Below are 25,604 nucleotides of genomic sequence, written 5' to 3' on the forward strand. Positions count from 1 at the left end.
CCACACATACGTCTCCTAAGCAGCGGTCACGGCGAGCGGCGTGAACGGCCCCAATTGCGCTCCTCTCGAAGGACCGCAATCATCACGTCGACCATGCGCTCAACAAGAAAAGCTCCCAGACCGCACCCAACAGCCAGGAGCTACCGCTAATTCAGGAAGAAGCCATCGATCTCCTTGCGCGTATGCAGGATTTCACCATCTGGCACATTGAGACTTGCCGCCAACTCGATAGAACCGGAAAAGGCCCTAGCGACATTCGGCGAGAAAGCCTTACCGAGAAGTTCGATATATACGGCCATATTCTCGCGAAGGCTGCTTAGACATGCAGCATATTCGGCATCGACCTCTGCATCGAGGGCCTCCAATTCCCGAGCGTAATGCGCCAGGAGCTCCGACTCCTGCTTGCTGTGGAAGTCTTTTCCGAGCTCATAAACAGTCGTGCCTACGGCGTTACCGACAAGGGCACCTAGAACAGGGATAGGAATAAGGGACTGGCCCACAAAACTCGAGAGCGCACTCACAGACGCATCGAGACAAGCCGCTTCGGAACTTTCAATGAATTCGACCTCTGTAAGATCGCCATTACGAAATCCGTGAGCACAATCCGCAACCCCGAACGACGCCGTAACCAACGCGCTTGCAACCGATGATGGCGTGGCTGCGTAGTTGCTCAAACCATAAACCGCCCCGCCGCGGACTCCGCCCTTGACGAATCCCATTCCAGAATCTCTGGCGATATCCACCCAGTCATCCCGAGTCAAATCACCGATTCGCTTCCCGTTCGCAAGATGGCGCTTCACCGAGAGAGCGAATGCTGTGCCCGTTTCCAAGGCAGCACCGGCCGCCGCAGCCTTTGCACCCTCCTGGAGTGTAGGCTCGTGATCCTCGCAGATACCCCTCTTTATCCGAGCGCTTTCGCCTGCAAGACTATCTTTCTCCTTGCCCATCTTGTCGGCAATGGCGCCCTTCTGAACCTCCGAGTACTCAAACTTCGAAGCCTCCAAGTCATCGATTCCGAATCCGCTCGAGTCGAAAAACTCATGAACGGCCTTCCAGATGGAATAGGATGGACCACCGTCCGATGCCGTCAGCTTGACCGCCTCGTCTTTAGGCATTTCGTACAAAGCCCGCACGACATCGAAATAGTCCTTCGGAATCTGATAGACACCGTCCTTATCAAGGAAATCGGGATACTTCTCCAAATGGGCGGCCACCGCATCCAAGGAAAACTTACCGCCCCCGTTCACGAACTTGACCTGTATCTTAACGCCGTTACGCACAAGGTCGGCAGGACCATTGTCGTTCACCCATTCCATGACCGGTTTTTCGCCATGGACCAGACTCTGCGCATTCTCCAGGCCGCATTCGGCCACTTCGGCAATGAAGCCATGAACGCCTCTGCTGCCTCCCCTATTCGAAACAACAAGCTCATCGATTTTTCCAATCGCCCAATCCATAGACTTCATCGCGGAATCGAGGTTCTGGTCTTGCCGGTCAAGACTCTCGATAAGGTCGTTAATCCTCAACTGATTGACAAGACCGACCCATGCAGCAACGGCTTGCTCCTGGGTGCTCTTGACCACCCTCTTCACCTTCATGGCCATTCACCTCCCTGAACAGCCACCTTGTCGGCAATGAGGCTGCCAAGACATTTCGCATTATTCACCAAAGAACCCAGAGCCAGCCTATCGTCGTCAGAAATGGACAGATAATCGACGCTATGTAGGCGACATACGAGCATGAAGGATTTCGACAGCTCTTCACGAAGGGTATCGGTCTTCGTCCTGAGACCCTCGATCGCCGCAAACGCCTCCCTAAGAATCTCGGTATTTCGCTTTACAGCCAGGAGTTCCTGGTGCTTTTCTCTGACAATGTCGTGCTTCTTTTTCACAAAAAGAACAATGGAGGTCAACAAGGTGGCACCCGCGACACTCCAGCCAATGGGACCGGCCATCGCAAGAAACGCACTGCCTGCAGCCATTCCCCCGCCTCCAGCAGCAAGCGCGCCGCCGCCAAGCCATGCCATAGCCGCATTTGTTGCAGCAGCACCTGACAGCGTAGAAATCGCCGCACCCGTTGAGGCAGTACCGAAAGTTGTGGCAACCCACATGGCCGCGGATGGGGCAATGCTAGCAACGGCTGCACCCGCCGCGACACCGGCGCCAGCGCTTGCCGCCGATTTACGTGCCGAACTCAGCTCCTCGCGGGCAAAGGCTTCCGACTCTTTGAAATTTCGCTTCTCGTGAGTTATTTCCCCGATATCCTTTGCGAACGACTTCGGAGTGTTCGCGATCGAATTCACCAGCTCAATAACAAAGTCAAGCAAGTCAACGCTTCTCAGCCGGGACTGGTATAGCGCGACCCCTTCCGACTCCAAGTCAGCATAAGTTTGGTTGTAGCCGATAACAGCGAGCTCGTACTCGTCAGGCCCTGTCGTCTTCGCGCTCTCAACGCCCTGCTTGATTCCATCGGCAATTTCCCCCGCCTTGCCCAGAAAGCCTCCGACGGCCTGCCCCGCTTGGTTGACGGCGCCTTGGGCGGCATTCACCGCTTGCCCAGCAGCTTCCGCGATTCCTTTTCCGGCGACATCCGCAGCCTTTTGCACCTCTTTCAAAGGGTCGAAGCCCTTATCGAACAGGCCCATCATCCCACCTTCTCCCTCTGCAATCTGAAATCACCAACTCGACAAAAAGAACGACTCTGAACGGCGGTCGAGTGTAGGCCATTATCTATGCAAGAAACGTGACCAATGTACACCAATCGGGACACAAAATTCAGATGACAGGCAACCCGCGACGCAAACGGCCAGACAAGAATCGTCGGCTCGGCATCGCAGGTCACAAAAGCTCGAACCCGAACAATGCCCGCTAACTTTTCCGACCTGACGTCCACGACCAACAAACGGATTTCTAACCATGGATTTTACGATCTCACCCGAAACAGCAAAGAATAATAAGGCATCGGCCTGTGCCAGCGTCGACCAATGCCCGAGAGAATGAGGAGTCGACAAGTCGAGACGCAAACAAGCATTAGCAAGACTCGCTAAGTAGCCGTAATGTGATCAGAAGAATCCAAACGGACACCCCACGAGCCCGTTACGCGAATCGGAGATACCCCGCGTTCACGAGAACATACACGCAATGGCAATATGCTCAGCGCCGACAGTCATGGGCAGTATCAACAGAACCAGCGTCGAAACCGCACCGGCCTTCGCTGGACCACCTTGACAATGGCCCCATGCGCCCCGATTCCGCACCATAGCATCAAACGACTTCGCGCTCTACACTCGCCAGCGCTTTTACCCGCGAATCTATTTCAGCAATGACCTCACGAAACTCCTCGTCGCTCTTTCCTGTCGGGTCATCCAGGCCCCAATTGTCGTCGAACGGCCTTCCGATGAACGGGCAGCCGACATTGCAGCCCATGGAGATCGCGATGTCTGGGTCGGGAATGTCGCAGATCAGCTTGCTGCGCTGCCCTTCCGCCTCCATATCGATGCCGTAGATTTCCTTCATCAAGCGAACCGCGTCCTTGTTGATCCGCGACTTCGTTTCGGTTCCGGCGGAATGGCTCTCGAACGCATCGCCCGCGAAGCGCCGCCCGAGCGCCTCGGCTATCTGGCTTCGGCAGGAGTTGTGAACGCAGATGAATGCGACCTTCTTCATTTCGTAAACCACGCTTTCGATTCATTCGCCATTTTCTCAAGCTCGTACGCTCGCGAGCGAACGATGCCACCACGACGCACATCGTCGGCGCCGCCAAACAAACGGCCCCTCTAGAACCAACGGTCGTACATACGCCGCAGGAAGCTCTTCGTCAGCGGGTACTCGTCCGATTCGGGGAGGACGGAATCGATGCCGCAGCGGGGGCAGAGCGCCGTGTCGCCGCCTTCGTCCTCGATCCATTCCTCTATCTCTCGCGGGTCGAAGGTCGCCAGGCAGTAAAAGCATCCGCACCTGTCGACGCGCTGCAGCGCCTCCCTGTTGCGAATGCATCGCGCATGGACGTCCAGGACCAACTGGTCCACGCCGTCGCCTTCTTCCTCTTCGGGACAATGGTCGCGTTTGAATAGCCAGTTGAACATGACCGCCTCCAGAACGTTCCGCGTCCGAATCCGCATCCGAATCACAGCATACGGCCGCACAGGACCCCGTCTCCACGCACCGCATCGGACGCCTTACTTGAAATACCCGACTTCCGCAGGGAACTCTCCGTCCAATTGAATTCGTAAAGCGATTCTGCGAATGAGTTCCCACGCCTGCGCGTCTATCCCATCGCCGTCAAAGCAAATAGCGTTCGAGCAGTTCGTCACCTTCAAAGACCCCGCTGCGACCATCTTTTCGTAATCGACGTTTTCCGCCGACCTTATGGGGACCCCGTTCGGATAGCGCTTCGTTTTCTTCGGAACGTATGCGGACGCGATCGGCCGCAACTCGACGTATATCTCGCCATCTTCGCGAGGGTCGTTGTCCCGCTTGTTCAGGTTCGTGCATGCATACGCGTAGATGGCGCTTTCACCGTCGCTCAGCACAAGACGGGCCGCACCTCCATATCCCAGGCTCACAAGGCACGCGCCCCTTTCAACATCAAACGACAAAATAGCTGGAGCGGCAAGGCCTGGCATTGACCGCACACAAACGACGCCCTCCTCGCCGTCGCCTGACGAACCGCGACGATAAAGCACACAGAGAGCCCTTCTCGCTCGTCATTTATAGAATACGTCGAATTCAATGTGATGAATTCGCGCGTCGTCCGGTCCAGCATCGATGGTGGCATGGTCGGCATCGGTCACTTCGGCCCATACCTCGTAGCCATCGTTGATCTTATCGACGATCAACATGACGGCCTCTTCCTCTTCTGGAGTAGCACGCCAGGGAATATCGCAAAGTTTATCGCCATCCGAGGTAACCACATCGAGCCAGGCCGCGTCTTCCGGAATGCTCGAATCCCGTTCGAAATGCAAAATCGAACCAGGCCCCAACGCCTCACGCTGCATCTCGACGGGATCAGGCCCGAAGATAGACTCGTCGTCTTCGTCAATCCATTCCTTAGGCCAAAGATAACCGTATCCTATTGTCTGAACGCTAACGAGGTACTTCTTGCCGGAATCGGAAGCCTTGGCAAACGAGGGCTTGATAAAGAAAGCACCGAAAGCCGATGTGGCCAACACGATAAATCCTCGGCGGGTCAACCCTGATTCTTCTCGACCGTCCATGAGCGCTCCTTTCTGCATGAGCTTCTAATTGCAGACAAGCGGAAACCGTCGAGGGCACCGCCCCGTGCCCAGCATAGCGCAAGCGAAAACATCGGACAGGATCATTGAAGCAGCCAACCCGCGCAACGTGAACGGTAAAAGCTACGTCACGCCTGTGAAGTCGTAGAATCCGTGGGGTTCGTGCTGAGCGTTCGGCATCGTTTCCATCATGGAAAGCAACCTGCTCATGCGGACAGGCGGCATCGATGCGAACGAGGTCCAAGCCGAAAGCCAAGAAGCCCCCGATCCCTCCGAACGCTTCTTGGCCTATTTCTCCCACGCGACCATGACCGAGAAAACGCTTCCGCTGTTCGGCGCCGCATCTCAGGCAGGCGAAGGCACTCCGGCGATCGACGACGCATATCCGCTTAACGCCGGCGGCTACCCCATCGATGCCGTGAGCTCGATTCTGGCCTCGGGCGGACTGTCTCTGGAGACCACCACGCCCTACCGAAACGACGAAGGCGACGTGGTCTCCTGGACCGACTCTCTGACAGGATTGAATTCCTGCTATTCGCGGGAAGGAACCCGGTCGCTCGGCGAAGACGTGCGCACCGGGCCGCGCCGCCACCGTCGAGTCATGCATGGTGCTGTCAGGCCCCTGGAATTTGCAGCTGACGAACGACGGCGCGGTGTCGCCGGCGCATCCGCCCCCGAATCGATCGACGACGCTCGCAGAAAAGCTACTCGCGTTTGAGCAGCTTCGTGTTCGCAAGATAGAGAGCCACCACCAGCACGAGAATCGAGATAGAGAAGATGAGCGTGTGCATGGGGTCGTCGTGGTACAGAATGATCAGCCTTATGATGGCGGTGATGCCGATGTAGATGAAGTAACGCAGCGGGAAATGGAGGCCCGACTGGTAATACTTGGCGATCAGCGCGAGGAACTCGAAATAGAGGAACCAGGTCACGATCGAGCCGAGGATTTCCGCCCCGCTCAACTCGTGTGCGACGAACACGAGTGAAATGAGATTCCAGGTGCTCATCAAGAGCAGCGCCGAAAGAATGCCGCCCAGAATGAACAGCACGCCCGACAAAAACAGCTGCATGAGCCTCGAAAGCAATTCGGGGTCTATCAGTCCCTTGAACGGAATCGGGTCCTTCGTCGCCTTATCTTGCATGTGTCCATCCTCCAACGATTCGTACGGGCGCACCGGACGCATGGGCGTCGGACGCGCGAAGCGTGCGCAGAGCGTCTGACCGCAAGCGAAACGGCAACCTGATGCCGCGTATGCTGCGTCGCCTTCCCCTTGGCGTCTCTGCAACGCTTGTAAATGATACTATATAAATAGCATTTCAGGACACAAGACGCCCCATTGGATGGGGGCGCCTTTCGCCACGGACTTTCGCCAGCGAGCACGCACGCGAATCGAAAAGAATGGGCCGAGGCGACCGCCCTACTTGAAAATCACCCATTTGCACAGGCAGAAGCCCCAGATTCCCTGCATGACCATGGTGACAAGCTTGCCCGCTGCCTGAGGCCACCCGAAAGCCGCCGACGTCGCATCGATGAACCAGGTTCCGAACAGGAAATTCCACACATACAGCAGCACGAACAGCGCCACGCTGCGCCAGAAATTGCTCGATGCCTTGAACGTGACGTTGCGGTTCATGAAGAAATTGAACGCGCCCGAACAGGCAACGGCAATGCCGTTCGAAACGCCGACAGCCAGTCCGAACGCCTTCATAAGGGCGAAAACGCCGAATTCCACGAACGTCTGCGCGATCGACACGCCGTAATACGTAAACGCCTGACGCAAAAATCCGCCTGCGCGTTTAGGCTCGCCGGCGCCCGCTTGAGATGCGGAAGCCTTCGCCCCTGCACCATTCGGCACAGTCGCCTCACCCTCCGCCGCCATCGGTCGCGCTTCAGACTGCATGTCGAACCTTCCCGCCTATCGAGCCGTTATTTCGGCGAGAACCTTACTCCGACGCCCGCGTCGTCCTTCCCGGCAAGCCCGCAATGTCACGCAATCGCCACGCGAAAAGCGGCGCGCGTTCGCAAGACCCGCTGGCGCGGCCGAAGCCTCGCGCCAACACGGGGCACGAACGACATCTCCCGCCCGCAAATCGAGTCGGATGCGGTGCAGGAGCAAAAGACGCGCACAAGCCTTCAAGCCGCCCGGCCTCCATTGACAAGAAGCCCGATACGATGTACTGAAATATGTACCGCACAACCAAGCGATAGGAGGACTATGGCCATCTACGCTATGAGCGACATCCACGGATTCATCGAACCCTTCGAAGAGGCCCTGACGCACGTCGATTTGAGCGACGGAACATCCCGCCTGATTCTGCTCGGCGACTACTGCGACCGCGGCCCCGCGAGCCTCGACGTCTACCGCAGGATCATGGGACTTCAGGAAGAATTCCCCGGCCAGGTGATCGCCCTGCGCGGCAACCACGAAGAAATGCTGCTGGAATACATCGACATTGCGCCCGTTGACCTGGGGTTCACGCAAGGCTGGATCCTTGCAGACGTCAATCTGAAAACCGCGCAAAGCTTTTTGGGCGAAGATGCCTTCGCCGAAGTGAAACACCTGCTCATGCGCAGGAAATTCGAGGACGCGTATCTTCTGACGACCGATTACATGAAAACGCGCCACGCCGACGTCATCCGCTGGATCCGCCGCCTTCCCTATTACTACGAAACGGAATTCAACCAAGTGTTCTGCCATGCGGGAATCGACGAAGAAGCGGGCGATCTGTGGCGCATCGGAACACCCAAGGAATACTTCACGTCCATGTCGCCGTACTACACGGGCAAGCATTTCGAATTCGACGTCATCGCCGGCCACATCAGCACAGAATTCGTCTCCGAGATTCCCGGCTACCACGACATCTGGTTCGACGGGGCGTCTCACTATTACATCGATGGCCAAACGGTCACAAGCGGACGCATTCCCGTTTTGAAGTACGACGAAGCAACCGGCACGTATTCAGGTCCCGGGCTGTAGCCGTCTCAAAAAAACGGCACGGTAGCGGCCGTCAAGCTGTGCCCCGATTGCGCCGCGAACGTGGCACAATCGGGGTGCAACGACCCCGGCAGAAAAGGAGACCGCCATGTGCACCGCCGTCAGATTCGCCGACCAAAACGGAGCCCTGTTTTTCGGGCGCAACCTCGACTGGACGGAATCCTACGGCGAAGAAATCCTGGCCACGCCGCGCGGCTTCGCCTATGACTACGCGCTGGGGGCAGCGCATGCCGAAGAGCCCCATGCCGTTTTGGGCGTCGGCTGCGTCATGGGCGGCAGGCCGATGTATTTCGACTGCGCCAACGAAACAGGCCTCGCCGTGGCGGGCCTCAACTTCCCGCGCTGTGGAGCGTTCCCGCACGAACCCGCCGAAGGCATGTGCAACGTTGCCACCTTCGAATTCCCCTTGTGGGTAGCGCGTAACTTCGCCTCGACCGACGAAGCGGAGCGTGCGCTGGCCGACGTGCGGATCGTATCGCTCGTGCAACAAGGGCAGCCCGAATCGCTGCTGCACTGGATTATTGCCGACGGCGCGCGCAGTATCGTGGTGGAATGCACCGCGACCGGGCTGCATGTCTACGAGAACCGCGCCGACGTGCTGGCGAACTCGCCGGAACTACCGTGGCACATAGCCAATCTGGACAATTACCTGCACACGAGCAGCGAAAACCCGCAGCCCGTCGCATGGGGCGCGCACGAGCTGCGCGCGTGGGGCATGGGCGCAGGCATGCAGGGCATTCCGGGCGACCCCGGATCGCCCTCGCGCTTCGTGCGCGCGGCCTACGCCAATGCGCACCACCCCGCCAAAACGACGGAACGCGAAAACGTGGCGCGCCTCTTCCGCACGCTCGCGTCCGTACAGGTGACGGAAGGCACCGTGAAATCCGCCGGCGGGCGCTTCGAAAAAACCATCTTCACCAGCGGTTTCTCCGGCGCGACGAACACCTATTACGCGAACACCTACGACAGCTTCGAAATTCGCGCCTTCCCGTTCGATAGCTTCGATATGAACGGCAGCGCCCTGCAGACGCGCGCGCTATACTGAACGCGACCACGCACACCCGCACAACGGCGCCCGACCCATCGAGCCGAATGACGCCGCTCGATCGAACGGAGGCGCCTTTTGTCCTGGATCGCAGCAGCGTTCGCAGCGGCGTTTTTCGCCGGCATCACATCCATCCTTGCCAAATGCGGCATCAAAACCACCGATTCGGACGTGGCCACGGCCCTGCGCACCTGCGTGGTGCTGGTGTTCGCCTGGATCGTGGCGGCGCTTTCGGGCCCGCTTGACGCCATGGGCGCCATCAGCGCGCGATCGTGGCTGTTCCTCCTGCTGTCGGGCCTGGCCACGGGCGCTTCGTGGATCTGCTATTTCAAGGCGCTTTCGATCGGCGACGTGAACAAGGTGGTGCCCGTCGACAAATCCAGCACGGTGCTGGCCACGCTTTTGGCCATCGTGCTGTTCGGCGAAACCAGCAACCTGGGCGTGAAGCTCGCAGGCACCGCGGCCGTGGCGCTGGGCACCTTCATGATGATCGAGAAGAAACAAGGCGGCAGCGTATCGAACGACCGCACGTGGCTTCTGTGGGCCATCGGAGCCGCCGTGTTCGCCGCGCTGACCTCGCTTTTGGCGAAGGTGGGCATCAAAGGCGTGGAATCCAACCTGGCAACCGCCATCCGCACCTGCGTGGTGCTTGCCATGGCGTGGGCGATCGTGGCCATAAAAGGAAAGCTCGGCCAGGTGCGCGGCGTGCGTCGCGGCGAATTGGGCTTCCTGGCGGCGTCGGGCTTGGCCACAGGCGCTTCGTGGCTGTTCTATTACTACGCCATATCCGCAGGCCAGATAAGCGTCGTAGTGCAGATCGACAAGCTATCCGTACTGGTTTCCGTCCTGTTCGCCTTCTTCGCATTCGGCGAGAAGCTCACCAAGAAAAGCGCCGCGGGCCTGGCGCTCATCGTGCTTGGCACCTCCGCCATGGCGTGGTGGACCTAACCGCCGAAAACCCGCGCCCGCCCGAAACGAGAGGACTACAATAGGGACATGAGAATCTTCATCGCACTTGAAATACCCCCGCTCATGCAAGACGAACTGGCGGGAATGGTCAGGCCCCTGCGGGCATCGATGCCCGGGCGGTTCATTCCGCGCGAGAATTGGCATGTCACCCTGGCGTTTCTGGGCGATGCGCCCGAGGCGACTCTGCCTGACGTCGAAGACGCGTTGGACGAAGCGGCGAAAGGCATCGGACGCGTCACGCTTGCCCCCGATCGGCTGGGAAAATTCGGGCGCAGCGCCGATGCGTCGTTTTGGCTCGGACTGGCCGACGACCTCTGTCTGACCGCGCTGGCCACGCGGCTGCGCGAAGAGTTGCGCGAAAGGGAAATCGACTTCGACGACAGGCCGTTTCTGCCGCACATAACCCTGGCGCGAAGGGCGCGCATTCCCAAGGGCGAGCTGCCGCCCTTGCCCTTCCCCGTTCCGGCGCAGGCGACGCGCGTCGCGGTGTTCAAGAGCACCCTCTCACGCGAAGGCGCCTCGTACGAAGAGATATACGGCATAGACCTCGAACCCGCGCACTGACACCCGCAAGCCGCGCACGAACAGAACCACTCGCCCACGCAACGAAGGAGACCCCATGAAAGCACTGGTGCATGACGGAAACGGAACCATCGCGATCGAAGACCGCCCCAAGCCCGAGCCCATCGATCCAGGCGATGCGATCGTGCGCGTCACGCGATCGACCATCTGCACCAGCGATCTGCACATCATTCACAGCGCCGTGCCCCGAGCCTTGCCCGACACGGTGCTGGGCCATGAGTTCGTGGGCGTGGTCGAACAGGTGGGCGCAGGCGTGACGAAACTTGCCGCGGGCGACCGCGTGGCCGTGAGCTGCGAGACCTTCTGCGGCGAATGCTTCTATTGCAAGCGCGGCTGGGTGAACAACTGCGTGCAAGGCGGCTGGGAGCTGGGCTGCCGCATGGACGGATGCCAGGCCGAGTTCGTGCGCGTTCCCTTCGCCGAGCAGACCTGCAGCGTCATTCCCGACGGCGTGGCCGACGAAGACGCGCTGTTCTTGGGCGACATCGTGGCAACGGGCCAATGGGGCGCCGAAATAGCCGAACTCGAACGCGGCTGCACCGTGGCCGTGATCGGCGCGGGGCCCGTGGGTCTTGCCACCATGATGTGCGCGAAGCTCGCCGAACCCGGATGTATCATCGCGATCGATATCGACGCGAAGCGCCTTGCTCTGGCGAAAGAACGCGGCCTGGCCGACGAGACGATCGATGCAAGCACGATGGACCTCGACGCCGTGGAAGCCGCCGTGCGCAAGATGACCGAAGGCCGCGGCGCCGATGCCGTGGTGGAGGCCGCGGGCGGGTCGAACACCTTTGAAATGGCCTGGCGCATCGCCCGCCCCAACGCCGTGGTGGTGATTTCTGCCATGTACGAAGGCCCGCAGACGCTGCCGCTGCACGAGATGTACGGCAAGAACCTCGTGTTCAAAACGGGCGGCGTCGATGCCGCCAATCTGGGCGAAACCATGAAGCTCGTCGAAGACGGCCGCATCGACACGAGCTGCCTCATCTCGAAGCGCTATGCCCTCAACGACATCTTGGAGGCCTACCGCGCATTCGAAGCCCGCGAGGACGACTGCCTGAAAATGGTCATCACGCCGTGGGAGGAGCGGTAAGCACCCGTCGTTAGCCCTCGATCCATGCGATGGCTCGGCAGGGCGAGCCATCGCCGTTTTCGATTTTCAGGGGGAAGCAGCCGAAGTCGAACAACCCGCGGCCGCACTGGTCGAGATTCGTCAGGTTCTCGATGTTGACGACGTCGCGGCCCGCAAGCAGCTTCTTGTGCCGCGGAAGGCTTTCGTCCCAGATGGGATCGATTCCCATCACGTCGAAGCCGACGCCTTTGAATTCTCGCTCGATCACGAAATCGAGCACGTCGTCATCGATGCAGGGATAGTCGCCGAAATACTCGGGAGTGCCCCATCGCGCATCCCATCCCGAATTGAACAGCAGGAAATCGGCCTGCTCGACCGCCTGGCCGCATGCCCTGACCTGCTCCATGGTGATGGCGCCGCCTTCGCATACGTCGCGGCAATCAACCACGACGGCCTTGCCCACGAAATGGCTCGCGGGAAGCGCATCGATCGTGGTGCCGTCTGCGAAAATATGGGCCGGCGCATCCATATGCGTTCCCACGTGCGTCGACATGCGCAGCATGGTGGCGCGATACCCGTCCATTTCGTACGACCCCGCCTGCGCAAGCTGCGGCGCATCGTCGCCGGGAAACACGGGCATGTCCGCGCAAATCGTATGCGTCAAATCGACCACTCTCATGAAGCCCCTCCTGAGACGAAGCGTCCATCGCGACCCATCGGCCGCCGCCATCATCATACCCCGCAAATGCCGCACACCGAACGGCGACCGGACGAGCACGGCCTTCGGCGCGTGATTTCCACGTCGACCTTACCGCCCCGTTACAAAAAACGAAAACGGAATATGAACTATTTATAGTACATAGTTTGCATTATATAATTTAAAGAAATACCTGTTGGAAAAGGAGGCGGCCATGTCAACCCTCGTTGTCGGAGACCTTCATCTCAAGCAAACCACCATCCTGCCGCTCGTCGATTCCGCCATTGAAAAGAACCCCTCGATACAGCACGTGATCTTCCTCGGCGACGCATGCGACGATTGGGGCGCCGATGAAAAACTCGCATTGAAAGAGCTCGGGTTCTATGCAGACTGGGTCGAGTCGCACAGGGAGGCAGGCCTTCGGATCGACGTTCTGCTGGGCAATCATGATTTCTGCTATATTCGCGGCAGACGAGGGCCCGGCACCCTCATGGGCATTCGCCGGCAGGTGAAAGACATTTTGGTAAAACGGCTCGACGCGCAAATCGCAACCGTCGCGAACGACGTATTTCTCTGCCTCCATGCAGGCCTGACACATCTATGGGCCCTGCGGCACCTTTCGCAGACATCGTACGTCTCGAAAACTTCAAAGGAGTCGGCATCGCTTTTCGAAAGCCTGCAACGAAACGCGAACGCATACGCCACGGAGCTCAATAACCAGCTTGGCAACATAGCGTTCCACGAAGGCCTCGATAGCTGCCCGCCCTCGCGCGGAGGTTGGGAAATTCCCGGCCCCCTTTGGGCCGATTTGTCCGACCTAGAGCGCGACCCCGCCAAAGGCGTCTGGCAAATCGTCGGCCACACGCCTGTTCATACCGTCTACGTCTGCGGCGACGAACAATCGCCGGCAGAGGCGCAGCTTGATCGCCCGGTTCTCATCGCATGCGACACCCTGTCAACGACCGCCTATGGGTCTCCTATCGGCGACGGTTCCGCCCTCCTGATCGAAGGCAACGACGTCACTCGCGTTTTCTTGCGCGATTAAAACCAAACGGCGGCGCAGGCGCAATCAGCGCTCGCACCGCCGTCTCGACCCGCGTTTAAAGCGCGAGAAAGCCTTCGGCATCGTAAGAAGGCTTCGCTCCATAATGTTCGACCTTGCTGCGATACGAGCTGCCAAGCGAATAAAACCGCAAGCTATCGACGCTTGGATCGATCATTGAAACCAAGTCCTTCTTTATCCGGACCATCAGTGCAGCATCGGCAACGCATTCGAACACGGAGTTTTGCACGCGCTGCCCGTAATTCACGCAATACTTCGCCACCTTACGCAGCCTTTTCCTTCCTGGCGAATTCGTCGTGTTCACGTCGTACGTAATAAGCATCATCATGCGAATCACTTCCAAAGAAACGGCGGGTATCCGCCCAGATCCCCGCGCAGACATTTGGCAAGCAACTGGGCTTGAATAAGAGGAGCAAGACCGCGCGGCACTTTCTCTTTCAAAAACGGATGAAGGATGATTTCACGCTTCCTTGCCTGCCACGATTCGAACAGCAGCCTCCTCCCCTTGTCCGACAAGATGACCTCCCCCGTTTCACGATGCTCGAAATCGCCCGGACCGACAACTCTGTTGTTTATGGCCGTCAATACGAACCTATCGACGAAAATAGGCCTGAACTCCTCCATGCAATCAAGGGCGAGCGAGCGCCTTCCTGGGCGGTCGCAATGCAAAAACCCTATATACGAATCAAGACCCACACCCTCAAGGGCCGACGCGCAATCTCGGGACAAAATGGAATAAAAGAATGAAAGCATCGCATTCACCGCATCGGTAGGCGGGCGCCGAACTCGACCCTTGAACGAAAATTCCCCATCGTTCCTCAAGATAAGCTCATCGAAAACGGAGAAATACACGGCCGCAGCGTCACCCTCGATGCCTCGAAGAGAGTCGAGAGATTCGCAGTACCTGACCGCCGCCATGGACTCGCTTAATTTCCGAGACGCTCCCTTCAGGGCGCTGACATCGACCCGCAACGCATGATCGCGACAAGCCCTCTCTATCACCCATTTACTGTTGTAAATCTTTCCCATGATGAAATTACGAGCAATTGGCAGACTTCGTCCTTCATCGGCAGATACCCCATACTGAGCACGCCTCAGAAGAACATTGCCGCGCACCGCGCCGCTCGCGTCTACAAGAAATTTGCCCTTCCGATCGTAAAACGAAAGAGCAATACCGCGCGATGCGCAAGCACCCATAAGGGCGGGACTGGCGCCGGCGTACGAAAACGAATGGATGCCCTCGAGCGTATGGAGAGGAATTCTCCCTATTTCATCCCCCTGCCTTTTCGCGACGACGTTTTCGCCATCGAGCGCCAAATAAGCATCCTCGGTAAAGATGTACAGAGTGTTAAGAAGGCGTCTCATCGAAATCCCCCATATGCTCTGCGATATACGCCGCAACCGACTTTTCGGAAGCTTCCGCAAGACATAGCGTGTCAAGCGAACAAGACCGGCACGCTTTCGTTCTCTTCGCCTTAGGAACGTAATGACGCGCGAAAAGAGCATGCATCTCTTCGGACGCCCGTATGACCTTCTCCCTAAGCTCGTCATCGAAGACGACATGCTCGCGAGACTTCGTGGCGCCGTAGAACAGAAACCCTTCCTGTATCCTGCACGAAAGCATTTCCTCCAAACAAAGCGCCTGGGCGCACAGCTGCATGCGATCGGCGTCGCTCTGCTTGCTTTTGCCCCTCTTATACTCGACAGGACGGGCCCGCCAAAGGCCATCCTCCCCGAAAAGAGGATGGCCTTCGGAATCCTTGACGAATTCGACTACGTCGCATTTTCCCGCAAGGCCCAAAGCAGCCGAGCGAACATACAACCCGCGCACGACCAAGGAATCTCCGCGCCGCTCTCGCAAAGCCTCGTCATGCGCTCTTCCATGCATCACGTTTCCCATGGCCGTAAGAGCGTTTTCACGCCATTCCCGCTCGATATGAATGAGCGCCCATTGCCGACGGCAGAACGCGAAGTGCTGAACACCGGATAAAGCAAGAAACTCATCCTCGACATACATGGCATCCCCCGTGCTACAGCTTCCTGATAACCTCGACCCCAGATGGAATGGCATCCATGTCGATTTCGACGTCGCCATAGTCGGAGAACGAGCGAGGAGCTTCGACCTCGGGGTTTTTCTCAATGGAAACGGCGTCGAACAGGCAGTGAGACGGGGCGTTGCCGAACTCGGAATCATGCTTGAACACGATCAAAGACCGGACCGCCATCTTGCCGCGCGCTGCGGAATGGTCGTGCTCGAACATGTTGATGATGGCATCCCACAGCAACTCGAGGTCATCCTCGGAAAATCCCGTGACCTTGCGTGCGAGGTTAGCCGAAACATATCCCTCGCAACGGTACAGGCCATAGGGAACGATGTACTTGCGACCCATTTCCGTGCCCTTTTTCTGAGCGTCGTCTTCGGTGGTGATGGCGACGCGCGTAATGGTGACCTCTTGAGGAATGATGGGGTCGACGCTTCGCGAGAAGGTCAGCTGCACAGGACCGCGGACCTGACCGCAATTAAGATTGTTTTTCGTAAACGTCGTCATGACGGCGCCGAACGTCCTGACGTCGTAGAACATCCTACACATGGCATCGCGCAGCGCAATATCAAGATGGGGATCATCCTTCTTGAGCTTCTTGATTTCTTTCACATCGATCCCCAGCTCATCGAAAGCCCTGCGATCGCTCGTATTCAAGGCAACGCCGTCCTTGATGTAAATATCGAAGCCGGGATCGTCCTCGTGCACCATTTCGACGTAATTCCTGATTTTTCGCTTCAAGCAAACGTCCGTGACCAAGCCATATCCGGTCTCGGGGTCGATGCGGGGCATGTTTCCAGCATCCGGATCGCCGTTGGGATTGCCGTTTTCGACATCGAAATACACGACGAATTCGTAACGATTTTTAATGGGATCGCTCATGACTACGCTCCTTGTCTTTCCTATACGCTTGCGATTTAGCGGTTTGCTTTAGCTGCAGCAAATCGTTCCTGGGACTGATGGTAATAACCCAGCGAGAAATCACCCTGATCCCTCAGCCCCATTCGAACCGGGTATGTTTCGACCGACTCCATGACCTGGCAAAGATCTTTACGCAAATTGACGGCGAGCCCAGGCTTGTCTTTTGCGATTTTCGCCAAATGAGCCTCCGAAAGCCTTGCGAGCATCGGGAAAACGACAGCAGGAGTCGTACAAGCCGAATTTATATATCGAGCAGCAATATTGGAATTGCCGTCATTGGCGATAGACTGAATTCTCTCGTAGAGGGAGAACGCCCTTCCCAATGCATATGCCACCTCGTTACGCTGACTATTGAGCTCCACCGTAATCTCCTCCTTATCGTAGTGAGCATTGCGAAGCAAATACGCTTTGACCAGCGCCGCCGCAGGTCTGCTGACCCCATGCGTAGCGCGCATGCGCAAAAGAACATTCGAATACAGAGCGTCCGGGTACCTTCCACCCTCCAAAACGGCACGCATAAACGAAGCCGAAAGCTGGGAAGAAACGACCGGCGATTTCGAGTTCTCGTTTTCGAGACTCTTCAGTGCAAAATAGGGAACCAGACGGCCGGCCTCGAACGGCGCATGCACGATATCCGTCTCGTCGTAATAGCGAGCCACGTTGCGCAAAATGGCACCGAACTCGTCTCGCATGAAAAAGCGAACTGCGAGACGCGCTGCGTTCGGAGCGATGCCTAGCACGTAGAAGGTCGATCCGAAATCGACGCCGTCGATTTCGGGCATCTTTCCCCGCAAGAGCTTCGCGAGAGCATCGCCGAGAGCCTTCTCGGCATCGTCTCGGTCGCCGTCCGAACGCTTGTCAGGCGCGACATTGCCCATGATCTCATTCATGAAGTCGCAGTTCTCGTCGTCGCAGGTCTCCGACCAAAAAACAACCGTCGTGTCACCCAAGCGAAAATGATGCTTTACATCCGAGAGAAGATAGTTCAACGCGGCGCCGTAAGCCTGCGTCACATCGACCGAAACAGGAGCGTTGCGGCCCTGCTCGCCCTCATGGCCATACGACTCGAAAGCCGGCGCGTTAAAACCCACAAGCGAAGCACCCATGGACTGAGCACCGTAGACGCCCTTGATAGCCGGATGCAAGCGCGCCACTCGGCCGCGCGCGCCCGTAACAAGACAGGTCATGTCGGAAAGCCCATCCTGGGCCGACTGCGACCCGGCGCCCCACGCATCCTTGATCGCGCGGTCGTCCGCGACCTCGACGAATTCGCCGTCGCAAGAGCACGCGAATACAAGATTGCCACCCGCAAGAAGCTCGTCGCCAGCCCTTGCCACAACAGGATGGTCAAGAGCGGAAATCGGATTCCACTTTTCGAAAAAGGCGACGACCGCACGAGCGCATTCGCTATCGACAGAAGAAAGCAGTTCCGTATGCAGCGCCTTGGCGGCCTCGAAGCATTTCACGGACCTTTCGGGCTTGCCCTTCGCGTCGATGCCGAGAAAATAACTTGAAGTATCGCAAAGAAAATTCGCAGCTACGCCCGATGACCGTTTCACCTGCTCGGGCACCATTTTGGTCCATCCACGCTTCTCCTGCGAAGGAATCACGTTAACGAGCTCGCCATCACCCGACAATTCCAAAATGAACTTGATTTGCCGAGAGCACCATCCCGGAGCAGGAATTCGTTCAGGATGGTCATTGAGAATTTGCTCATAGTAGTCAGCAAGCGCAGACAGGATCATCGATACACCTCGCTTTGCGACACATTCACGATGCCGTTTTTCATAACGGCCCTGTAGAACATCGGGAGAATATCGTCCTTATTGCTATAGTCCATATCGAACAGCATCAAGCCGAAGTCTCGTTCCCCGGCATCGGCGTATGCGCCGCGAGGGACGATTCCCTCAGGGCAGGGTTTGAAATGAGCGGGAAACTCACGTGTTCCGAAATACGGCTGCGAATAGCACTGCCCCTTTTCAATCCTGCGCCTGAAAATGTCAGCGAACTTGCCCGGATTATCGGATTCGTTCGCCTTCCCTGTCATTTCGAAGTGAAACTCAATTGCATATCTAACATCGGTCAAGATAACAGAGGCGCGCTGCTGAATATCCTCCTTCGTATTGATATAAGGCGCAGAAGCACCTCCGACTAAAGAGGATTTCAGGGACGAAGCAAGCGCCTTGGACTTCACTTCGTTGCGACGCGTCGTAGTAAATTCGATAGGATTGATAATCTGGATTTTATCTATCACAACGCGCAGACCGGGATGCCAATAGATGGCTTCGATCAGCCCTCGTGCCGCGCTGGGCGTAATAAAGTCATACGTGAATCGCTCCACGCTCAGCTCAGGTCGCGTGAACAGGGCCCGATCCCCCCAGACTTCAACCGTAAACCCGAAAGACATACCGGCTCCTTTCGCGTCAGTGTGCCGAAAACCGCCAACCGCCGCCATGGCGGCAAAAGCGACTTGCTTCGATTGGCGTCTTTTACAGATTACTCTCTCTGCTGTCTTATTTCAATATTTCAGTTTACTTAACATGCAATTGTTTTTTATTTCCGAATATATATGATGGCAACGCTCGCACGTCGCACAGCAAGCGAGCGCGTCGTTCCCAGGAACGTGGATTGAAATAGTTTCCTTAAGATGCAGGCCGCCAATTCCAAAAAGGCGGCCATGCACAACTCACCAAAAGAGACCCGACCCGCTGTCGGCCGAAGAATCGAGACCCGTCTCCTGACTGTATTTACTCGCGTCCAAGAGAAGGAACAATTCGTCCGTAATCGGCCTCAATGCGCCAACCTCATTCAGCCTGTCAAGGTCGCCCTGATAAACCGACACCGATATACGCGACAGCCGCCGCATCCCCGCCCGGGAAAGAAGTCCTCGTTCGAGCGCAACGATTTCGTCCTCATACCCCGGCGTAGGAACGATCACCGAATACGAGCTATCGTCAATGAATTTCATCCGATTCGCAGCGGTCTCAAACGGGATATCGAACAACTTAAGCCTTCCCGTCGACTTTCCATAAGTCGACAGCATCTCCGCGACACCCTCGGAGTCCAGTCCGCGCTCACCTTGCACTTTGTAGAGACGATTGAAATAAGCAGCTATCGTTTCGGTCGAATCAAGCCTGGATACGGCGTAATCGGCAGCCATCAAAACGCCCCTCGCAACCGACGCGTGCTGTTCGACTTCGCGAGGAAGCGCATACGAGCTCGGGGGCTCGAAAACCACCATGCGGCCCTCGGTCGCAGGCCTCCTCATTTCGCGATTGCAGCGGCCGGCGGCCTGAACAAGAGAATCGATGCCCGCCATTGCTCGAAATACGGTAGGAAAATCAAGGTCGACCCCCGCCTCGACGAGACTCGTAGCAACGACGACGCAAGGATCGCCGCCGCCGAGACGCGAGCGCACCTCCCCCAAAACACGGCGCCGGTGGTCAGGATGCATAAGCGTCGTCAAATGGTATACGCCATCCGACCCCCGCGCCGATTTCACCATTTCATACAACGCCTTAGCCTGGCGCCGACTGTTCACGATGCATAATGCCTGGCCGCTTTCAGCGAGCATCCCGGCAAGCGATTCGTCATCCAAAACTCCGGCGTCCTCATACGTAACACGCCTCAAGGACGCAAACAGGACATCGACATCGCTGACGATCTCTTTAACGTCGAAATCCTCTTCCTCGAAAAACGACGCCAAGGACGGCTGAGTCGCAGAACAGAGCACAACCGTGCAGCCGTAATTCCGCACAAGCTCAGCGAGGCATTTCACGCAGACCGCCAGATACTTCGTCGGTATCATCTGAGCTTCATCGAGCACAATGACGCTGCCTGCTATGTTGTGAAGCTTCCTACACCGTGAAGTCCTATTCGACAAGAGGGACTCGAACAGCTGGACGTTCGTCGTCACGACAATAGGCGCTTCCCAGTTTTCAGAAGCGAGCCGAAGCCGACGCCCCAAACCAGATTCGTCATCGAATGAGAAATCGAAATTAGCATGATGTTCGAGAATATTCTCGTCCCCGAGCGCCTCGCGGTACACATCGGCATTTTGCTCGATAATCGAAGTGTAAGGCTCTGCGCAAATAACTCGACGCATGCCGTGCTTTTCGGCATGATTGAGTGCGAAGCGCATAAGCGCATACGTTTTCCCGCTTCCCGTGGGCGCCGTTATGGAATACACCCCCCGATCAGACTGCGAAGCCCTGAGGCAATCCTCAAGAACACCGCACCTAGCTTCGTTGATTTTTGTTTTCGGAGGAAAGAAGGGAGCTATTTTCGCTTCAAGCCGCCTATTCAGGTGTGAAATGCCATCGCTTCGAAGGCGATCCCGCGAATCGTCCGCCATAAAGCGCTCGGTGCAAAGGTAATCCGCATCGACAAGACAGCTAAAAACCATACGTGCAAGAAAAGAAAACCTGAAGCGAGCCGACTCTCTCGTCGCCTTTATAGTCGGATTCTCAAGGCTTTCCGGACTGAAGTCCACTTCCTTCTCATATGCCGTAAAGCAAGGAATATCACCCCTTTGGGCCTTCGTCATCCTCTCGACAAACCCAGAACGACAGGATTCTTGCCCAGGCACGCCGTCGGGAAGACCGCCGTGATGACCGGCTATGCAATAAGACAGAAGGTCCCTTCCCGATTCCGCGAGCAACCAAGCGCCCGCCGTGGAATGGTCGACTTTGGGACCATTGTTGAGAAGACGATTCTGAAACTCATCCGAATATTTGCCGACGTCATGAAGCAAGCCGACCGCGCGACCCCAGGATTCCGCCCCAAAAGCACTCGCAAACTCCGCAGACATCTCGGAAACCTCCCGGAGATGATCTTTCAGGAGTTCGATCCTTCCGTCTTCGCTTCGATGCGAATAATACAAACGGTCATCAGGCATAACTGTACCTCTTTTCGTACATACTTTAATTATTTTAGCACGTACCATCTAGAGAATCATTAGCCGCCAGCTACAAGAGGAAAGACTGGAGGCTGACGAGCGGGGCACCCGAAAAGGCCCGGCAAGATTACCCCGAGCAGCATCGAGCGCCAGAAAAGACTGCGCCCTCCGCCTCCTTGAAATAAAGCATGCCGAACACAGCCCAAACAATCCCAATGTCGGACGCCTCAATCCACACCCTGCAAAAGGGCGACTTCTGCGCTCTCGCGCCCATCGTCGTTTCAACCCCCCGCCACCATATAGTGGCGACTTCGCGACTCGGCATAGCGTCTCGATGAATCATATTCCAATCTGCACCCACCGCGGAAGGAGCGGCGACAAGCGGCTGACGGCATCGAAAATGCGGCCGACTTCAATCCACACCCCGAAGAGGGCGACGCGAGCGCGGTCCGCCGTCCCCGTCTGCACGGGATTTCAATCCACGCTCCCCGCGAAGGGAGCGACTGGCCAGCAAGACCTCGTGGGTGACCCAGCGTTTATTTCAATCCACGCTCCCCGCGAAGGGAGCGACGCCGCGACATCGCGTCCGAATACATGGGCTATCAATTTCAATCCACGCTCCCCGCGAAGGGAGCGACAAGCGCAGGAACGCGCAGCGCGTCATAGACGATATTTCAATCCACGCTCCCCGCGAAGGGAGCGACCCTCGCCGCGATCGATTGCGACTTCGCGATCATATTTCAATCCACGCTCCCCGCGAAGGGAGCGACTAGCAAACGCAATCGTGGTTGCATCCGCGATTTATATTTCAATCCACGCTCCCCGCGAAGGGAGCGACTGAAAATCAAATATTGGCAACTCGCCGACGTTTTATTTCAATCCACGCTCCCCGCGAAGGGAGCGACAGCCGTGGCCGTCATCGTATTTTTTTAGGCAATATTTCAATCCACGCTCCCCGCGAAGGGAGCGACTGCGCTGGTCTGCACGTTGTGCGCGAGGTTCGCATTTCAATCCACGCTCCCCGCGAAGGGAGCGACAGCTGCCGGCGATGGACTTCGCGAGGCCCGCCCAATTTCAATCCACGCTCCCCGCGAAGGGAGCGACGATATCGGCCGGCGAAGGCAGGCCGGCGATAGGCGATTTCAATCCACGCTCCCCGCGAAGGGAGCGACCCGACGAAACGGGAGGCGAGCAGCACGCACAGCGCATTTCAATCCACGCTCCCCGCGAAGGGAGCGACCAAGGCACCGCATCATGAGGTCCTGGAGGTCGGATTTCAATCCACGCTCCCCGCGAAGGGAGCGACTGGTGTTTTGCGTGAAGAAGTCATTACGGTCAATATTTCAATCCACGCTCCCCGCGAAGGGAGCGACCCCTCTCGCCCGCTTCTTCGGGCGAGCAGAACACATTTCAATCCACGCTCCCCGCGAAGGGAGCGACGGATGCAACGCCAATCGTCCGTGTTGTCGAAACATTTCAATCCACGCTCCCCGCGAAGGGAGCGACCGCACGGGAGATCGGGAGCGGCTGCCCTAGGATATTTCAATCCACGCTCCCCGCGAAGGGAGCGACTTCATGCCCTCAAAAGATGGAGCCGAATCGATGATTTCAATCCACGCTCCCCGCGAAGGGAGCGACCTCGGACGGTGCGCCGCCCTGCGTTATCTTCGCGATTTCAATCCACGCTCCCCGCGAAGGGAGCGACCGCAAGCTGTCGGACGAGCAGCTGTTCGCCTTGCAATTTCAATCCACGCTCCCCGCGAAGGGAGCGACGTTGCTGGTGTAATACGCGGTGTTGTCCGCGTAATTTCAATCCACGCTCCCCGCGAAGGGAGCGACCGACGCGGCCGAACTCTTCCAACTCTTCGACCGTATTTCAATCCACGCTCCCCGCGAAGGGAGCGACGAGCCGACGCGGGCTTTCAACCGAAGCTCCGGCGTATTTCAATCCACGCTCCCCGCGAAGGGAGCGACCGCGCATTGGAAAACGCTTGGCTACCAGGTCAAATTTCAATCCACGCTCCCCGCGAAGGGAGCGACAAGCGGCCGGGGTTGGACTCCTGCAAGCGCATCAGATTTCAATCCACGCTCCCCGCGAAGGGAGCGACGACACGATCAGGCGGAGCACGTCGCCCTCGGTGATATTTCAATCCACGCTCCCCGCGAAGGGAGCGACGGTGTACGTGAAGGGCAAGAAGCCGTTTTTCGAAATTTCAATCCACGCTCCCCGCGAAGGGAGCGACGGTGTACGTGAAGGGCAAGAAGCCGTTTTTCGAAATTTCAATCCACGCTCCCCGCGAAGGGAGCGACGCAGGGATTCGCCGAAGCCTACGCCCGTGAGCATATTTCAATCCACGCTCCCCGCGAAGGGAGCGACGAGGGAGTGCGGCATCGAGCTGCACTTCCTCGTCGAATTTCAATCCACGCTCCCCGCGAAGGGAGCGACCTCGGTACACGGACAAAATAAACTTGTTGTACCTATTTCAATCCACGCTCCCCGCGAAGGGAGCGACAACCACCGCGCTACGCACGTCAAGCGGCCAGACTGGATTTCAATCCACGCTCCCCGCGAAGGGAGCGACGCCTGAAACATGCCGTTTCGAGTGGAGCGATGCAATTTCAATCCACGCTCCCCGCGAAGGGAGCGACTGCGGGGTTCCAGGGCGGAACGCCCACGATAGCATTTCAATCCACGCTCCCCGCGAAGGGAGCGACCGTGCGCTTTCTCCGCGACACGCAGAACTGCACAATTTCAATCCACGCTCCCCGCGAAGGGAGCGACCATCTCGTCCAAACGCTCTTCGACGATGTGCCGATTTCAATCCACGCTCCCCGCGAAGGGAGCGACTATTTTTATCGCCGATGCTTTCGCCGTCGATTGTATTTCAATCCACGCTCCCCGCGAAGGGAGCGACCCAATCGTGCCGTCGGTGTCCATCAATCCTTGCAATTTCAATCCACGCTCCCCGCGAAGGGAGCGACCTGTAAATGGCGGTGCTCGTAGAAGACACGAGGCAATTTCAATCCACGCTCCCCGCGAAGGGAGCGACCTATGCGGACGATCGCCCTGAAATGGGCATCATTCAATTTCAATCCACGCTCCCCGCGAAGGGAGCGACCGGATTTTCGCAGGTAGAAGCCATCGCTTAGCAAATTTCAATCCACGCTCCCCGCGAAGGGAGCGACTTGGCATGGTCAAAAAGACGTTTCGCGATGAAGTGATTTCAATCCACGCTCCCCGCGAAGGGAGCGACAAGCTCGAGCAGGTCCCGTTCCTTTGGGTCGATATTTCAATCCACGCTCCCCGCGAAGGGAGCGACGAGGTAATCTTCGATGAAACGAACCTCGATGAACTGATTTCAATCCACGCTCCCCGCGAAGGGAGCGACCAAGAGGTGCCGGGTGCGGTGCTGGTCGAAAAGAAATTTCAATCCACGCTCCCCGCGAAGGGAGCGACCGAGGGAATCGCGAACCTCATCGTTAGGATCGATATTTCAATCCACGCTCCCCGCGAAGGGAGCGACGCCGCGCTTATGCAGTGCGTGAAGTGCCAAGAGATTTCAATCCACGCTCCCCGCGAAGGGAGCGACGGCTTTCAGGTCGTTGCCGAACACGGCGTTTTCATTTCAATCCACGCTCCCCGCGAAGGGAGCGACACGAAATTACCGCCGTTGCCTATGTGGTCGATAAATTTCAATCCACGCTCCCCGCGAAGGGAGCGACTGGACGAGTATTATCACGACGGCCGCGCCGACGGATTTCAATCCACGCTCCCCGCGAAGGGAGCGACGTCCGACGGAGGGCGCTCGCGCAGGGCGCCCAATTTCAATCCACGCTCCCCGCGAAGGGAGCGACCCGGCGCATCGGTGTCGGTGATCGACCCCGTTAACGATTTCAATCCACGCTCCCCGCGAAGGGAGCGACACCGAATCGCGGTCGCGCGTCGGTGAAGTACTCAATTTCAATCCACGCTCCCCGCGAAGGGAGCGACCACCGCGCTACGCACATCAAGCGCCCAGACTGGATTTCAATCCACGCTCCCCGCGAAGGGAGCGACGTTTTAGTCGGTTTCATAGCCACCCCAAAG

23 protein-coding genes and 1 CRISPR repeat array (1 of these 24 only partly in view) are annotated in these 25,604 nt (G+C 57.6%); of the genes, 7 read left to right on the forward strand and 16 right to left on the reverse strand.

The features are described from left to right. Positions 1 to 146 precede the first annotated feature (146 nt). The 6 genes from DMP07_RS02970 to DMP07_RS02995 all read right to left on the reverse strand — a co-directional run bounded on the left by DMP07_RS02970 (position 147) and on the right by DMP07_RS02995 (position 5,215). The gene (locus DMP07_RS02970; protein WP_123198024.1) at positions 147 to 1,598 is read right to left on the reverse strand and encodes a hypothetical protein; all 1,452 of its coding nucleotides are present in this window, start codon (positions 1,596 to 1,598) and stop codon (positions 147 to 149) included. Then, positions 1,595 to 2,647, reverse strand: a complete 1,053-nt coding sequence (locus tag DMP07_RS02975; RefSeq protein ID WP_123197670.1) for a hypothetical protein — start codon at positions 2,645 to 2,647, stop codon at positions 1,595 to 1,597. Before DMP07_RS02975 ends, DMP07_RS02970 begins: the two co-directional genes overlap by 4 nt. A 616-nt stretch (positions 2,648 to 3,263) precedes the next feature. Further along, positions 3,264 to 3,665 (reverse strand): arsenate reductase ArsC, encoded by a 402-nt coding sequence (locus tag DMP07_RS02980; RefSeq protein ID WP_123198025.1) that lies wholly within the window; start codon positions 3,663 to 3,665, stop codon positions 3,264 to 3,266. 110 nt (positions 3,666 to 3,775) lie between these two features. After that, positions 3,776 to 4,084, reverse strand: coding sequence for a hypothetical protein (locus DMP07_RS02985; protein WP_211324489.1), 309 nt, complete (start codon positions 4,082 to 4,084; stop codon positions 3,776 to 3,778). Positions 4,085 to 4,177: 93 nt separating this feature from the next. Further along, on the reverse strand, positions 4,178 to 4,564 hold the full coding sequence (locus DMP07_RS02990; protein ID WP_123197671.1) for a hypothetical protein: 387 nt from the start codon (positions 4,562 to 4,564) through the stop codon (positions 4,178 to 4,180). Positions 4,565 to 4,705: 141 nt separating this feature from the next. After that, positions 4,706 to 5,215, reverse strand: coding sequence for a hypothetical protein (locus tag DMP07_RS02995; protein WP_123197672.1), 510 nt, complete (start codon positions 5,213 to 5,215; stop codon positions 4,706 to 4,708). Between the two features lie 208 nt (positions 5,216 to 5,423). Between DMP07_RS02995 and DMP07_RS03000 the strand changes: the two genes are divergently transcribed. Beyond that, positions 5,424 to 5,951: a hypothetical protein gene (locus DMP07_RS03000; protein WP_211324490.1), complete on the forward strand. Its 528-nt coding sequence runs from the start codon at positions 5,424 to 5,426 to the stop codon at positions 5,949 to 5,951. Here the strand turns inward: DMP07_RS03000 and psiE are convergent. Continuing rightward, a complete protein-coding gene (gene psiE, locus DMP07_RS03005; RefSeq protein ID WP_123197674.1) occupies positions 5,938 to 6,375 on the reverse strand; it encodes a phosphate-starvation-inducible protein PsiE in 438 nt (145 codons plus the stop codon). The two genes, DMP07_RS03000 and psiE, sit on opposite strands and share 14 nt — an antisense overlap. Before the next feature lie 276 nt (positions 6,376 to 6,651). Further along, on the reverse strand, positions 6,652 to 7,014 hold the full coding sequence (locus DMP07_RS03010) for a GtrA family protein (RefSeq protein WP_211324491.1): 363 nt from the start codon (positions 7,012 to 7,014) through the stop codon (positions 6,652 to 6,654). A 435-nt stretch (positions 7,015 to 7,449) separates the two neighbouring features. Here DMP07_RS03010 and DMP07_RS03015 point away from each other — a divergent pair, with 435 nt between their 5' ends. The 5 genes from DMP07_RS03015 to DMP07_RS03035 all read left to right on the forward strand — a co-directional run bounded on the left by DMP07_RS03015 (position 7,450) and on the right by DMP07_RS03035 (position 11,918). Further along, positions 7,450 to 8,211: a metallophosphoesterase gene (locus DMP07_RS03015; protein WP_123197676.1), complete on the forward strand. Its 762-nt coding sequence runs from the start codon at positions 7,450 to 7,452 to the stop codon at positions 8,209 to 8,211. Between the two features lie 106 nt (positions 8,212 to 8,317). Continuing rightward, positions 8,318 to 9,274 (forward strand): choloylglycine hydrolase, encoded by a 957-nt coding sequence (gene bsh, locus DMP07_RS03020; protein ID WP_123197677.1) that lies wholly within the window; start codon positions 8,318 to 8,320, stop codon positions 9,272 to 9,274. A 78-nt stretch (positions 9,275 to 9,352) separates the two neighbouring features. After that, complete coding sequence (locus DMP07_RS03025) at positions 9,353 to 10,222, forward strand: EamA family transporter (RefSeq protein ID WP_123197678.1); 870 nt, start codon at positions 9,353 to 9,355, stop codon at positions 10,220 to 10,222. A gap of 48 nt (positions 10,223 to 10,270) precedes the next feature. Beyond that, positions 10,271 to 10,807 carry an RNA 2',3'-cyclic phosphodiesterase gene (gene thpR / locus DMP07_RS03030; protein ID WP_123197679.1) on the forward strand — a complete coding sequence of 179 codons (537 nt, stop codon included), beginning with the start codon at positions 10,271 to 10,273 and terminating at the stop codon, positions 10,805 to 10,807. 55 nt (positions 10,808 to 10,862) lie between these two features. Next, a complete protein-coding gene (locus DMP07_RS03035; protein ID WP_123197680.1) occupies positions 10,863 to 11,918 on the forward strand; it encodes an alcohol dehydrogenase in 1,056 nt (351 codons plus the stop codon). A 10-nt stretch (positions 11,919 to 11,928) separates the two neighbouring features. Here the strand turns inward: DMP07_RS03035 and DMP07_RS03040 are convergent, their stop codons facing one another. Continuing rightward, complete coding sequence (locus tag DMP07_RS03040) at positions 11,929 to 12,576, reverse strand: cyclase family protein (RefSeq protein ID WP_123197681.1); 648 nt, start codon at positions 12,574 to 12,576, stop codon at positions 11,929 to 11,931. Between the two features lie 214 nt (positions 12,577 to 12,790). Here DMP07_RS03040 and DMP07_RS03045 point away from each other — a divergent pair, with 214 nt between their 5' ends. Next, on the forward strand, positions 12,791 to 13,639 hold the full coding sequence (locus DMP07_RS03045) for a metallophosphoesterase family protein (protein WP_148039630.1): 849 nt from the start codon (positions 12,791 to 12,793) through the stop codon (positions 13,637 to 13,639). 55 nt (positions 13,640 to 13,694) lie between these two features. On the opposite strand, the gene cas2 is transcribed toward DMP07_RS03045, so the two are convergent. From cas2 to cas3, 7 genes are all read right to left on the reverse strand, one after another. Further along, positions 13,695 to 13,985: a CRISPR-associated endonuclease Cas2 gene (gene cas2 / locus DMP07_RS03050; RefSeq protein WP_123197683.1), complete on the reverse strand. Its 291-nt coding sequence runs from the start codon at positions 13,983 to 13,985 to the stop codon at positions 13,695 to 13,697. A 5-nt stretch (positions 13,986 to 13,990) separates the two neighbouring features. Next, on the reverse strand, positions 13,991 to 15,022 hold the full coding sequence (cas1c, locus tag DMP07_RS03055) for a type I-C CRISPR-associated endonuclease Cas1c (RefSeq protein ID WP_123197684.1): 1,032 nt from the start codon (positions 15,020 to 15,022) through the stop codon (positions 13,991 to 13,993). Beyond that, positions 15,006 to 15,752: a CRISPR-associated protein Cas4 gene (gene cas4, locus DMP07_RS03060; RefSeq protein WP_342210399.1), complete on the reverse strand. Its 747-nt coding sequence runs from the start codon at positions 15,750 to 15,752 to the stop codon at positions 15,006 to 15,008. Before cas4 ends, cas1c begins: the two co-directional genes overlap by 17 nt. Next, positions 15,688 to 16,581 (reverse strand): type I-C CRISPR-associated protein Cas7/Csd2, encoded by an 894-nt coding sequence (cas7c, locus tag DMP07_RS03065; protein WP_123197686.1) that lies wholly within the window; start codon positions 16,579 to 16,581, stop codon positions 15,688 to 15,690. The genes cas4 and cas7c overlap by 65 nt, the downstream gene beginning before the upstream one ends. 35 nt (positions 16,582 to 16,616) lie before the next feature. Then, a complete protein-coding gene (cas8c, locus tag DMP07_RS03070) occupies positions 16,617 to 18,365 on the reverse strand; it encodes a type I-C CRISPR-associated protein Cas8c/Csd1 (protein ID WP_123197687.1) in 1,749 nt (582 codons plus the stop codon). Next, on the reverse strand, positions 18,362 to 19,027 hold the full coding sequence (gene cas5c, locus DMP07_RS03075; protein ID WP_123197688.1) for a type I-C CRISPR-associated protein Cas5c: 666 nt from the start codon (positions 19,025 to 19,027) through the stop codon (positions 18,362 to 18,364). The genes cas8c and cas5c overlap by 4 nt, the downstream gene beginning before the upstream one ends. 279 nt (positions 19,028 to 19,306) lie before the next feature. After that, the gene (gene cas3 / locus DMP07_RS03080; RefSeq protein WP_244594829.1) at positions 19,307 to 21,517 is read right to left on the reverse strand and encodes a CRISPR-associated helicase Cas3'; all 2,211 of its coding nucleotides are present in this window, start codon (positions 21,515 to 21,517) and stop codon (positions 19,307 to 19,309) included. Positions 21,518 to 21,988: 471 nt separating this feature from the next. Next, a CRISPR array of direct repeats spans positions 21,989 to 25,604; the repeat unit is 33 nt; unit sequence ATTTCAATCCACGCTCCCCGCGAAGGGAGCGAC (it continues 306 nt past the right edge of the window).

The organism is Slackia faecicanis, from assembly GCF_003725295.1.
Taxonomy (GTDB): Bacteria; Actinomycetota; Coriobacteriia; order Coriobacteriales; family Eggerthellaceae; genus Slackia; species Slackia faecicanis.